The organism is Mesorhizobium sp. M7A.F.Ca.CA.001.04.2.1 (assembly GCF_003998485.1).
GTDB classification, from domain to species: Bacteria; Pseudomonadota; Alphaproteobacteria; order Rhizobiales; family Rhizobiaceae; genus Mesorhizobium; species Mesorhizobium ciceri.
This window is the reverse complement of record NZ_RZQT01000160.1, coordinates 1-12,119: the sequence shown is the minus strand read 5'-3', so window position 1 is coordinate 12,119 and position 12,119 is coordinate 1. Positions and strand designations below refer to the sequence as shown.

Here is a 12,119-nt window from a genome sequence, read left to right as displayed (position 1 = left end):
GCCACCAGCAGCGGCACCGACAGCATCGGGTCGTTGTGCAGGAGTTCCAGGGTCACCGTGACATTGCCGTCTGGATCCTCCATGGCGCGGGCGGCAACGCCGCGGAACGCATTGGAGGGCAGAACGATGATCGCGGGCAGGCCGCTCATCTCGAGCAAGCGGCGGATCACGGCGCCGCGCTGGTCGATGGTGAAGGTTACATCGCCGTAGTCGTCGCGAGTCGCGTAGCTCACCACTTGCGGCAGGCGGAATGGGTCGAGACGCATGTTGCGTCCCGCCCAGACTGGCTTCAGTCCGGTGTTCATAGAGTGGCCTTCCTGTCTGTCTCCTGAGAGCCGGTGTCCGGTTCTCTCCGGGCCGGTTTTTCCAGCCTCGTTTGTATGGAGACAGTAGCGCGGGCTCCTTACCGCCCCGCTTAAGAAAGTCGGTTAAATTTTGCTGATCTCAGGGATGGTTATCGGAATCCCACCAGCCACAAGATGTCGAAAGGATCAGATAACCTTACCCGGATTCATGATGCCGGCCGGGTCGAAAGCGGTCTTCACCCTTCGCATCAGATCGATCGCCATCGGCGGCGCGGTGGCGATCAGTTCGTCGCGCTTCAACTGGCCGATGCCATGCTCGGCCGAGATCGAACCGTGCAGGCTGCGCACCACATCGTGCACCGCCTTGTTCATGGGGTGATAGAGAGCGAGGAACGCCTCATCGTCGCCGTCGACGGGCCGGGAAATGTTGTAGTGGAGATTGCCGTCGCCCATATGGCCGAAGCAGACCACGCGCGCGCCGGCGCTCACCGACGCCACCGCGCCGGCGGCTTCTTCGATGAAACGCGGGATCGAGGCAATAGGCACCGAAATGTCGTGCTTGATCGAGGCGCCCTCCGGTTTCTGCGCCTCGGGCAGCAACTCACGGAAATTCCAGAAGGCATCGCCCTGCGCGAGACTCGCGGCAATGACGGCGTCGCCGACGAATTCCTGTTCGAGGCCAGCCGACAGCACATCCTCGATCAACGCTCTCGAATCTTCCGACGAACGGCCTGATGAAATCTGCATCAGCACGTACCACGGCCAGTCCTCGATCAGCGGCCGCACCACACCCTGGGCATGCGCCAGGGTGAAATCATATGGCCGCCTGCCGATCAGTTCGAAAGCGGTGAGTGCTGCCCCGGCACGGTCCATGGCCAGGCCGAACAGCGAAAGTGCCGCCTCGGGCGACGACAGGCCGACGAAGGCGACTTCGCGCCCCTTCGGCTTCGGGAACAGCTTCAGCACGGCGGCGGTGATGACGCCGAGCGTGCCTTCGGCGCCGACGAACAGGTTTTTTAGATCGTAGCCGGTGTTGTCCTTCTTCAGCTTGCGCAGGTCGTCGAACACCTCGCCGGTCGGCAGCACCACCTCGACACCGAGGCAAAGTTCACGCGCATTGCCGTAGGCAAGCACGCCGGTGCCGCCGGCATTGGAGGAAAGATTGCCCCCGATCTGGCAGGAGCCTTGCGCGGCCAGCGACAGCGGGAACAGCCGGTCGGCGGCGTCGGCTGCCTCCTGCAGCGTCTGCAGGATGACACCGGCCTCGACCGTCACCGTGTTGGACAGGACATCGATCTCGCGGATACGGTTAAGGCGCGACAGCGACAGGACGATTTCGCGCCCGGACCTGTCCGGCACCTGCGCGCCGACCAGCCCGGTGTTGCCGCTTTGCGGCACGATCGGCGATCCCGTCTCGGTCGCCAGCCGCATGATCCGGCTGACCTCCTCGACGCTGCCCGGCCGCAGCACCAGCGATGTCGCGCCGTGCCAGAGCCCACGTCGCTCAATGAGGTAGGGCGCGATGTCCTGCTGATCACGCAGCGCATATTTGTCGCCGACGATCGCAGCGAAGCGATCTATGAGGGCGGGATCGAGTGTCTCTGTGATTTCGATCATAGGGGAAACTATGTTGCGGGTTGCGTGATGTCACGAGGGGCGGCTGCACGCGACAGCCGATCGTTGATCGCTTCGCCGAGCCCGTCACAGGGAATAGGCTCGACGGCGATGGTGCGCGCGCCGCTGCGGTCGAGTGCCTGCATATAGGCGAACAGATTGCTCGCCGCTTCGCGCAGGTCACCGGTTTCGGACAAATTGAGGAAGGCTTCGGCGCGGTGCCAGCCTTGTGCCCTCTGGCCGCCGAAGCCGAGCAAAGCCTCGCCCTCGCCGACCGTGCCGGCATTGAGCCGCATCGCGGCACTTGGCGCATAGTGCGAGGCAAGCATGCCCGGCGCCTCGATACTGGCGGTGCCGCCGCGCAACAATTCCATGCCGATGGCCGCCTCGATCTCCTCGGCGGCGATGCCGCCGGGCCTCAGCAGCCGCATTCTTTCCCCCTCGGCCTTGAGAATCGTCGATTCCAGCCCGACCGGGGTCGCGCCGCCATCGACCACCAGCTTTATCCGCGCACCGAGATCGGCTGCCACCGCTTGCGCGGTCGTTGCGCTGATCCTGCCGGATGAATTGGCGCTGGGCGCGGCAAGCGGGCGGCCGAGCCTGGCGATCAGATCGCCGCCAAAGCCCCTCGGCATGCGCAAGGCGATTGTATCGAGCCCGGCGGTGACCAGCGGATGGATGCCGTTGCCGGGCCGTTGCGGCAGCACCAGCGTCAGCGGACCGGGCCAGAACGCGCGCGCGAGTTTCTTCGACAGCGGATCGAACAGCGCGAGGCGCTCGGCCATCGCCATGTCGGCGACATGGGCGATCAGCGGGTTGAAGCGCGGCCGCCCCTTGGCTTCGAAGATGCGCGCGACGCCGATGCCGTTGGTCGCGTCGCCGGCCAGCCCGTAGACGGTTTCCGTCGGGATGGCGACGACATCGCCCTCCCTGAGCAGCGCCAGCGCCCGCTCCAGCGCCTCGCCCGAGCCAAGTATTTCAGCCACTCTCGTCACCTCACAGATGCGGGGTGCGTAGTACGATGGCGGCCATTGGGCAAGTCGGCTGTTGGGTAACCGTTTGTTGGCGAGCAGGAGCATTGGCGATTTATCAATCCCTAAAATGCTATGTTTCCGCGAAAGCCGGCATCAATTCCGGCCTGCTATCGAACAGCTTCTGGGCAAAGGGGAGCGATATCGGTGTCTGCGCGTATCCTGCTGGGTATCATTCTTGCTGTTGCGGCCGGCGAAGCCCAGGCATCATCCCTGGTTTTTCCAGGCACGCCATCCTCCACACCATCGATCGTCAGGATCGGCGCTCCCAACCAGCCTGGAACCGTCGATGCGGTCAACACCAGCGATGCGCGGTCGGTGATGGCAGTAGGGGAAGCGCCGCCCGACGTCACCGATGAAAAGGTAGCGGCGATCCCGGACAAGCCCGCGACCGGACACGGCTTCCAGCCAGGCCCGATGGTCATCCGTGGCGGCGTTACCGGTCCCGATTTCCCGGCACCCGCGCCAACCGCTGCACCAGCGACCGGTGCCGCGCCGGCCGCTGGCACCGCGCCGGCAACGGCCACCGCTTCCGCTGCCCCCTCAGGGAACGCCGAGAACAAACCCGCCCCGCCGAGCGCTCCGGCCCCGGCAGCAGGGCAGCGCATGCCTCCCAACGGCTACACCAAGTAGCCTCGGCTCAAAGACAGCCGACATCGATGGCGTGACTTGACGGCGATCTGGCGCCCGGCGCACCATTGCCAGGCAGTCCCCGTTCCAGGCATTTCTGGCAGACGGGATTTCATCACTAGGGGTAAAGGGGGTCCATGAGAAAATCTGGAATCGTAACCGGAGCAGGCTTATTGCTGGCGTCACTGCTTGGCGTCGTCGCGGCTCATGCCGACGACATGCTGGGATCCTATGTCGCGCGCATTTCCGATCGCGACCATCAGGCGAGTGACGGCTATGCGCTGGACAATGCCGCGCAGATGGTGCGGCAGGACCGCGCCAACTGGCACAAGTTCCACCGCCGTGACAGCGACGACGAGGCTGATGGCTGGTTCAGGACCAACGACCAGCGCGCCGACCTGCAGCGCATGCTGGAACGCGGCGGCGCGATGAGTTCCTCGACCAAGCGCGCCATCGTCAATGGCGAACCGCTGATCCAGGTCGACGTCTACGAAAACAGCGTGCGCGTCAGCATTCTCGAGAACTGACGGGCCGTCGCCGGGGCGGCTGACAGTCGGCTTCGGGGACGGCTGATAGGAAAAGGCGGCGCCTCGGCGCCGCCTTGCCATCGATAGACTCGGCGGCCGAAAAGATCAGGCCGCTTCTTCCTTGTCGTCGTCGTCTTCGGACTCGTCGCCTTCAGCCTTCACGCTGTCCTCGGCGTCGTCTTCGTCCTCGTCTTCATCTTCGTCGTCATCCGAGAGCGTGGCAGCTTCGGTGGACTCTTCGCCTTCTTCATCGTCGCCGTCTTCGTCGTCATCAGACAGGTCAGCGGCTTCGATCGCTGCGGCGGCGGCATGATCGAGAATGGTTTCGGAAGCGGATTCAAGCGCCTCGGCGGGAGTTTCTTCTGTCACTTCGATTTCGTGATCGGAATTCATGGAAGCCTCCGTGGGGTTGGGGAACATGTCCCTTTTGCCACGGAGAGATCATCGCCATATGACTGTAAGCCGGCTCGAACGGCCGGTAGCAGAGAATATTTTCTTCGCCTTAACCTGCGATCCTGGAGAAATCCGCGACCTGACCGGTGGCCGCGCGGATGCGGGCGAGCAGCGCCAGGCGGTTGGCACGCACCGCCTGATCCTCATCGTTTACAAGAACATGCTCAAAGAATGAATCAACCGGCTCGCGCAACACGCTAAGCGCCAGCAAGGCGCCGGAAAAATCATCGTTTTGAATCGCTTCGCCGGCTTGCTTCTCAGCCTGGTTCACCGCCGCAAACAGCGATTTCTCGGTATCCGCGCGAAACAGCGCCGGCTCAACGGTTTCGGCGACCGCCGTTTTCTTTTTCTCCTCGGCAGCCAGAATGTTGGCAGCGCGCTTGGTGCCGGCGAGCAGGTTCTTGCCGTCCTCGGTGTCGAGGAAGGAGCCGAGCGCCTCGACGCGGCGGACGATCTGCAAGAGGTCGTCGGACTGCGGCGTGATGACGGCATCGATGAGATCGTGCCGGGCGCCCTGATCGCGGAGGTAGACTTTCAGGCGGTCGTGGAAGAAGGACAGAAGGTCAGACGCTTTCCCGACGATGGATGCCAGCGCCAGTCGAATATCATTCTCGACCAATATTCTAACCACACCCAGCGCCGCTCTACGCAGCGCATAGGGATCCTTCGACCCAGTCGGCTTTTCGTCGATTGCCCAGAAACCGACCAGCGTATCGAGCTTATCGGCAAGCGCCACGGTGATCGAAACCGGATCGCTCGATACGCGATCGGACGGGCCTTGCGGCTTGTAGTGTTCCTCCGCTGCAGCGGCGACCGATGCGTGCTCGCCCTGAAGCAGCGCATATTTGCGGCCCATGGCGCCCTGCAGTTCCGGGAACTCGCCGACGACTTCAGTGGTGAGATCTGCCTTGGCCAAGACGGCAGCGCGGCGCGCGAGTGCGGGATCGGCGCCGACGATCGGAGCCAGTTCTTCCGCCAATCGCTTGATCCGCTCCACCCGTTCGCCCTGCGTGCCGAGCTTGGCGTGGAAAGTCACGCCGAGATGGTCGAGGCGGGCCATGCGCTGGTCGAGCGGCTTCTTGAGATCAAGCCCGAATTTTTCCGCCGATGCCTCGAGCTCAGCCAGGTCAGGCAAATCGCCCTGGTCGGTCGTCCAGAAATAAAGCGCGTCGGACAGGCGGGCGCGCACCACCTTGCCGTTGCCGTGGGCGATCTCCTTGCCGCCATCCTTGGCTTCGATGTTGGCGGTTAGAATGAAGCGATTGGAAAGCGCGTCGTCGACACCCTGCGGCCGCGTCACAAAGCACTTCTGGTTGGCGCGGATGGTCAGTCGTATCACCTCGGCTGGAATGGCGAGGAATGCCTCCTCGAACTCGCCCATCAGCACGACAGGCCATTCGACCAGCCCGGACACCTCCTCCAGCAGCCCTTCGTCCTCGACCAGGTCGAGCCCGTTGGCGAAGGCGAGATTGCGGGCATCGGCAAGGATGATCTCCTTGCGACGATCGGCATCGAGCACGACCTTGGCCGCTTCCAGTTTGGAAACATAGTCGTCGAAGCGGCGCACCATGATCGCATCAGGCGCATGAAAACGGTGGCCATAGGTGATGTTGCCGGAGCGGATGCCGTCGATCTCGAAATCGACCACGACAGGCTCCTCGGTCTCCGGGCCGAAGGTGCACAGGATCGATTGCAGCGGGCGCACCCAGCGCAATGAACCGGGCTTGGCCGAGGCCGGCCCCCAGCGCATCGATTTCGGCCACGGGAAATTGCGGATGATATCAGGCACCAGGTCCGCGATGATCTGTTCGGCCGCCCTGCCCGGCTTCGAAATGTGGGCGACATAAAAATCGCCCTTCTTCGGATCGGAATGGACATGCGCCTCGGCGATCGAGGAAAGTCCGGCCTTGCGCAGGAAGCCCTGGACCGCCTGTTCGGGCGCCGATGTCGAAGGCCCCTTGATCTCTTCGTTTATATCCTTCGAGCGCGCGGTGAGACCCCTGATGTCGAGGGTCAGCCGCCGCGGCGTCCAGTACTCGCGCGCCGCCTCATAGGTCAGCCCCGCCTCGACCAGGCTGTCGGTCAGCATCTTCCTGAGATCGCCAGCCGCCTTGCGCTGCATGCGGGCGGGAATCTCTTCCGAGCGGAGTTCTAGAAGCAGGTCAGGCATGGATGGGGCTCACGCGGCAAAATGGTCCGGGCGGGGGCATAGCAACTCGGCTGGCCGCTGTCACCCTTTCCGCACGGGGATCGCCGATTTGCGCCCGTTTCCAGAAATTTTGGCCATCCTGTCGGGACGAGACCGCGCCACCCGTCCTTGGATCAAAGATTTCCATGAACCGAACGCAGCGCTGAAGCGACCCACGCTCAGGCAGGGAACATTTGGCTCAACGACCATGAAAACGGCATCCAGACTTCTGCAGATCCTCGCACTCGGCGCCTGCTTCACCGCGCAGGCTCACGGTGCCTTCTCGATGCCGGGCGTTCGACAGGCATTGCGCACAATCGACGGTGCCAGCAGCCAGAACATATTGCCGATCAAAGCTTCCTTCGAGATGATGAAGCGGGCCTGAGACTCAGGCCGCCAGGCCACCCGCCTGCGTCTTCAAAAACGCCTCACCGCAGGCCTTCGCCAGATTGCGCACCCGCAGGATGTAGCTCTGCCGTTCGGTGACCGAAATCACGCCGCGCGCGTCAAGCAGGTTGAAGACATGGCTGGCCTTGATGCACTGATCATAGGCCGGGAAAACCATGCGGTGCATCGGCAGATTGTCGTTCGATGCCGGCGCGCCGGCATCGAGCAGCGCCTTGCATTCGGTCTCGGCGTCCTCGAAGTGGCGCAGAAGCATCGCCGTGTTGGCGTGTTCGAAATTGTGGCGCGAATATTCCTGCTCGGCCTGCAGGAAGACATCGCCATAGGTGACCTTGTCGGCGCCTTCCCGGCCGTTGAAATTGAGCTCGTAGACATTGTCGACGCCCTGCACATACATGGCCAGCCGCTCCAGCCCGTAGGTGAGTTCGCCGGCCACCGGCGCGCATTCGATGCCGCAGACCTGCTGGAAGTAGGTGAACTGCGAGACTTCCATGCCGTCGCACCAGCATTCCCAGCCGAGACCCCAGGCGCCCAGCGTCGGGCTTTCCCAATCGTCCTCGACGAAGCGGATGTCGTGCAGCAGCGGATCGACGCCGATCGCTGCCAGCGAGCCGAGATAGAGTTCCTGCAAGTTGGGCGGGTTCGGCTTCAGGATCACCTGGTACTGGTAATAATGCTGCAGCCGGTTCGGGTTCTCGCCATAACGCCCGTCCTTGGGGCGGCGCGAGGGCTGGACATAGGCAGCGTTCCAGCGTTTTGGGCCGAGCGCGCGCAGCGTCGTTGCCGGATGAAAGGTGCCGGCGCCGACTTCCATGTCGTAGGGTTGCAGGATGACGCAGCCGTAGGCCGCCCAATAGTTGTGCAAGGTCAGGATCAGCCCCTGGAACGAGCGGCTGGGATGCATATGGGCGGGGATTTCAATTGTCACGGGTGGCCTCGACAGCACAGGCTAGCTTGCCGGCACGTCCTAGAGACACGGCGGCGAAGCGTCAAGCAAAGCACGACGATGCGGTCGCGCCGACATTATGGACAATGTTGAAAGCTTTGCAGGGGCTGGCCCATTGCCCATCTCTCGGGCCTGCGCTCTGTTCGCCTGTGCAGCAACGACAACAGGTTCCAGCCATGCCCAGCCCGATCGTCATCCGCCCCGTTGCGCGACAGGATTTCGAGCAATGGCTGCCGCTGTGGGACGGCTACAATGCATTTTATGGCCGCTCGGGCGAAACGGCCCTGCCGGGTGAGATTACCCAGATGACATGGTCGCGTTTCTTCGATGCCTATGAGCCGGTCCACGCGCTGGTGGCCGAAAGCGAGGGACGGCTTCTCGGCCTCGTGCATTATCTCTTCCATCGCAGCACCACGGCGATCGCGCCCAATTGCTATCTGCAGGACCTTTTCACCACGCAGGCATCGCGTGGCAAAGGCATCGGACGGGCGCTGATCGAGGGCGTCTACGAGCGTGCCCAGGCGGCCGGCTCAGGCCGGGTATACTGGCTGACGCATGAGACCAATCACACGGCAATGAAGCTTTACGACAAGGTCGCCGAACACTCCGGCTTTGTCGTCTATCGCAAGCTCTTCTGAGGCAGCCAGCCGAATACGCGGTTCAAACGAAAACGGGACCCTGAAAAGAGCCCCGTTTGCGTTGAATTCAAATGGCTGACTTCATCCCTTCGGGGCGGGCACCGGCTCCGGCTTGACCTTCGGGGTCTCCTGCGCCGTGTTGGATTCGATCGGCGGCAGGCCCTTCATCAGCTTCTGCTGCAAGTTGGCCAGCACATCGGGATCCGGCTTCAGGTCGCGAGCCTGGTTCCACTGGAAGGTGGCTTCCAGCTTGCGGCCGACGCGCCAGTACGCATCGCCCAGGTGGTCGTTGAGAACCGGATCTTCCGGCTTCAGCGACACGGCGCGTTCCATTTCGCGCACCGCGTCATCGAACCTGCCGAGGCGGAAATAGGCCCAACCCAGCGAATCGACGATGTAACCGTCGCTCGGCCTGAGGTCGACGGCCTTCTGAATCATCGCCAGCCCTTCCTTGAGATTCATGTTCATGTCGACCCAGGAATAGCCGAGATAATTCAGCACCTGCGGCTGGTCGGGGAACAGTTCCAGCGCCTTGCGGAAGTTCGGCTCGGCCTTGGGCCATTCCTTCAGGCGCTCATAGGCGATGCCGCGCTGGTAGAAGATGTTCCAGTTGGCTGCGGTCGGCGTCTTCAGCGCCTCGACAGCCTTGTCGTAGAGTGTGGCGGCCGAACGGAAATCCTCCTTCGAGGAATAGACGCCACCGAGCGCCAGATAGGCGCGCATGTCATTGGGATGGGCGTCGACGAAAGCCTTCAGATGAGTGATCGCTTCTTCGTGACGGTCGAGATCGGCAAGGTTGAGGCCGAGTTGCAGGTCCGAAAGCTCCTTCAGCGGCGAACCGGCGGGAATCCGGCGATAGAGCGCGATGGCGCCTTCGCCGTCCTTCAATTGCTCGGACACGGCAGCGAGTTGCACAAGGGCAGCGTCGCTGTCAGGCTTCAAAGCAAGCGCATATTGCAGATAGAGGCGCACGAACGGCTCGCCGCCGCCACGGTTGAGCGCGGTGGCGAGGTCGAGCAGGATTTCGGAGGCGCCATCGGATGGGCCGGCCACCAGGGGCGCAATCTTGTCGCCTTTTGCAATTCGGTCGCGCAAGGCGACGATTTCCAGCTTGCCAGGCGAAAACGCCTCGGCCTGGTCGAGCACCGACAGCGCCTTGGTCTTGTCGCCCTTGCGGGCCAGGAACGAGGCGTAGGCCTGGGCATTGCGCATCCAGGTTTCGGGAGCGGCACCACCGGCGGCGGTATCCTGCATGGTCGCGGCATAGATGGCCTCGGCCTTTTCGGGCATGCCGGATGCATCAGCGATCAGGGCGCGGTGGAACGACTTGAACAGGCCGAACCAATCCGGCCCCTGCAGCTTGTCGATGGACGCCATCGCATCGGCAGGCTCGCCGGCGCCTTGCTGCGCCCAGCCGGACATCACCCCGGAGATCAGCCGGTCGAGATCGGATTCCAGCGACAGCTTGAGCCAGTACTGCGCCTTGGTGAAATCCTTCTTGTGGAAGGAATCGACGGCGAGTGCCAGTCGCGAGAAACGCTCGACGTCAGGCACTTCCTTGAGCTTGTCGGCATAGACCAGGGATTCGTCGAAGCGCCCTTGCGCGATCAGCGACAGCATCAGGCTCTGCTGCAGGCCGGTGTCGCTCGGATCGAAGGCCAATGCTTGCTTGTAGTAGGCGATGGCGCTGTCGAGGTCGTTATCGCCTTCGGCGATCCGGGCTGCCAGATAGGCGCCCGAAAACGACGTGATCTTGACCGGTTCGGTGGTTTGCTTGGCATAGGCCGGCAAAGCCGAGATCGCCATGCCTGTCACAATTGCCAGCCTTGTCAGCCAGCGCGCACGTCCTTGCCGCATCGTATCCCTTTCAGCCAGGCGCCATCTCCGCGTCAGCGGGATCGGCGTAGACTCGATCTTTCCAGGCAAAGCATGGCCTTTTTGGGGTCGCGCTTCAATCCGCCTCGAATTCACAATCCGGGCACCCGATTAACAAATCATGGCGACAGGCACCAGTTTCCGCTCTTGGGATTTCGGCCATGGCCCTACGCGGCGCCGAATATATCACAGATTCGACCGCTGAGGCTCCGCTTCGACCGCGAAGGGTCGGGCCAATATCAGCCCTCGCCTGGCGAGGCAGACCGCTGCACCAGCGTGTCGCCGTAGCCGCCGGCCGCTATCGTGCTGCACAGTTCGTTCCATTCGCAGCCGCCGCAGGCCTTGCGTACACGGCCAGCCGAAAAGGCCTGCCGCATCCGGCCCAGCATCGCAGCATCGAGATCAAGACGGGCGCCGACGCGGATTGGCCGCGCCAGCAACTCGCCCACATCCTGCGTGGCGAGCCGGTCCCGCTCGACGACACTCTCGTTGAGGCAGTGCGGTTCCAGCTCATCAAGCAACGGGGCGCAGACATCGTCCGGGCCGGAAACGAGGAGGATGTCCTCGCCCCGGCTCAGGCGCTCCGCTACGCGATCATAATTGGCGGTGAAGGCGGGGCTGTATCCCTTGCCCACATAGGTGAGCAGGCAAAGGAGGTGGTGGGCGCGCAGCCTGATCGTCACGGATTGACCGGCTTGGCCTTGCCGCCGCGAAGCGCCATGAGGGTCGCGGCACCCAGCGCCGACTTGAGCAAGCCGCCGACGATGAACGGCAGGAAGCCGAAGGTAACGGCCTGTTCGGCTCCAATCATGACGGCAAGCCATGCTGTGCCCAGCACGAGGCAGGCAAGATTGCCAAGCAGCATGGCGACAAATGCCAGCACCACTCTGTTGCCGTTCCAGCCGCGTTCGGCCAGCCAGCCGACGAGGGCGCCGACAAGCGGGAAGGCGAAGAGATAGCCAGCCGTCGGCCCGACGAAATGCGCCGCACCCGCTGCCCCTCCGGACAGAACGGGAAAGCCTACAGCGCCCTCGACCAACCAGGCGGCGATGGTGAGCGCGCCAAGCCGCCAGCCATAGAGCGCGCCGACCAATGTCACGGCGAAGGTCTGCATCGTCACCGGGACCGGCACCATCGGCACTTCGACGTAGGATGACAGCGTCAGGAACAGGGTGCCGAGCACGACGGCTCCGACCTGCCAGGCAAGGGAACGATCCTGAAGCCGGAGCGGACTGAACGACGGCCTGCTGGACGAGAATGCGACGTCTGTCATTTGGATTCCTTCGATCGATTGCAAATTATAGATAATTTCTGTTTTCGATCTATTATCGAATCCACACTTCCCTGGAGATTGCAAGCCCTGGCTTGGCAGAGGCCGTCTAGAGCGTTTCACGTTTTGACGGAAGCGTACCCGGCTTTTGCGAAGTAGTTTTTGCATTCGGCTGCCTCGATGGTTTCGACGAGGTGGCCGATGTGGCGCCACGTGTCCTCGACGGTGCGTTTCTGA

13 protein-coding genes and 1 pseudogene are annotated in these 12,119 nt (G+C 63.0%); 4 read left to right on the top strand and 10 right to left on the bottom strand.

All coding sequences use genetic code 11. The annotated features are described in order from the left end of the window. The 3 genes from EN955_RS30545 to EN955_RS30535 all read right to left on the bottom strand — a co-directional run. Nucleotides 1-305 (bottom strand): DUF6101 family protein (locus tag EN955_RS30545; RefSeq protein WP_245492847.1); only part of this gene is annotated, 305 nt, incomplete at its 3' end. Nucleotides 306-491: 186 nt separating this feature from the next. Continuing rightward, nucleotides 492-1,922, bottom strand: coding sequence for an FAD-binding oxidoreductase (locus EN955_RS30540; RefSeq protein WP_024502651.1), 1,431 nt, complete (start codon nucleotides 1,920-1,922; stop codon nucleotides 492-494). An 8-nt stretch (nucleotides 1,923-1,930) separates the two neighbouring features. Further along, nucleotides 1,931-2,905, bottom strand: coding sequence for an L-threonylcarbamoyladenylate synthase (locus EN955_RS30535; protein ID WP_024502650.1), 975 nt, complete (start codon nucleotides 2,903-2,905; stop codon nucleotides 1,931-1,933). 192 nt (nucleotides 2,906-3,097) lie between these two features. Between EN955_RS30535 and EN955_RS30530 the strand changes: the two genes are divergently transcribed. Together EN955_RS30530 and EN955_RS30525 are read left to right on the top strand one after the other, a co-directional pair. Next, nucleotides 3,098-3,583 carry a hypothetical protein gene (locus tag EN955_RS30530; protein WP_024502649.1) on the top strand — a complete coding sequence of 162 codons (486 nt, stop codon included), beginning with the start codon at nucleotides 3,098-3,100 and terminating at the stop codon, nucleotides 3,581-3,583. A 170-nt stretch (nucleotides 3,584-3,753) separates the two neighbouring features. Beyond that, entirely contained in the window at nucleotides 3,754-4,107 is a 354-nt protein-coding gene (locus EN955_RS30525; RefSeq protein ID WP_245265313.1) for a hypothetical protein, read from the top strand. A 105-nt stretch (nucleotides 4,108-4,212) separates the two neighbouring features. Here the strand turns inward: EN955_RS30525 and EN955_RS30520 are convergent, their stop codons facing one another. Both EN955_RS30520 and glyS read right to left on the bottom strand, forming a co-directional pair. Beyond that, nucleotides 4,213-4,500, bottom strand: a complete 288-nt coding sequence (locus EN955_RS30520; RefSeq protein ID WP_024502647.1) for a hypothetical protein — start codon at nucleotides 4,498-4,500, stop codon at nucleotides 4,213-4,215. Between the two features lie 109 nt (nucleotides 4,501-4,609). Then, entirely contained in the window at nucleotides 4,610-6,730 is a 2,121-nt protein-coding gene (gene glyS, locus EN955_RS30515) for a glycine--tRNA ligase subunit beta (RefSeq protein WP_024502646.1), read from the bottom strand. 226 nt (nucleotides 6,731-6,956) lie between these two features. Between glyS and EN955_RS34945 the strand changes: the two genes are divergently transcribed. Continuing rightward, entirely contained in the window at nucleotides 6,957-7,133 is a 177-nt protein-coding gene (locus EN955_RS34945) for a hypothetical protein (protein ID WP_164755492.1), read from the top strand. 3 nt (nucleotides 7,134-7,136) lie between these two features. On the opposite strand, the gene EN955_RS30505 is transcribed toward EN955_RS34945, so the two are convergent. After that, a complete protein-coding gene (locus EN955_RS30505; protein WP_196815393.1) occupies nucleotides 7,137-8,057 on the bottom strand; it encodes a glycine--tRNA ligase subunit alpha in 921 nt (306 codons plus the stop codon). A gap of 218 nt (nucleotides 8,058-8,275) precedes the next feature. Between EN955_RS30505 and EN955_RS30500 the strand changes: the two genes are divergently transcribed. Next, on the top strand, nucleotides 8,276-8,737 hold the full coding sequence (locus tag EN955_RS30500; protein ID WP_024502644.1) for a GNAT family N-acetyltransferase: 462 nt from the start codon (nucleotides 8,276-8,278) through the stop codon (nucleotides 8,735-8,737). An 81-nt stretch (nucleotides 8,738-8,818) separates the two neighbouring features. On the opposite strand, the gene EN955_RS30495 is transcribed toward EN955_RS30500, so the two are convergent. The 4 genes and pseudogenes from EN955_RS30495 to EN955_RS35170 all read right to left on the bottom strand — a co-directional run. Then, nucleotides 8,819-10,594: a tetratricopeptide repeat protein gene (locus tag EN955_RS30495; protein ID WP_013532826.1), complete on the bottom strand. Its 1,776-nt coding sequence runs from the start codon at nucleotides 10,592-10,594 to the stop codon at nucleotides 8,819-8,821. A 257-nt stretch (nucleotides 10,595-10,851) separates the two neighbouring features. Next, nucleotides 10,852-11,295 carry a DUF1284 domain-containing protein gene (locus EN955_RS30490; RefSeq protein WP_024502643.1) on the bottom strand — a complete coding sequence of 148 codons (444 nt, stop codon included), beginning with the start codon at nucleotides 11,293-11,295 and terminating at the stop codon, nucleotides 10,852-10,854. Then, nucleotides 11,292-11,885, bottom strand: coding sequence for a biotin transporter BioY (locus EN955_RS30485; RefSeq protein ID WP_024502642.1), 594 nt, complete (start codon nucleotides 11,883-11,885; stop codon nucleotides 11,292-11,294). The genes EN955_RS30490 and EN955_RS30485 overlap by 4 nt, the downstream gene beginning before the upstream one ends. 116 nt (nucleotides 11,886-12,001) lie before the next feature. After that, nucleotides 12,002-12,119 (bottom strand): annotated as a pseudogene (locus tag EN955_RS35170) (IS630 family transposase); the annotation flags it as partial.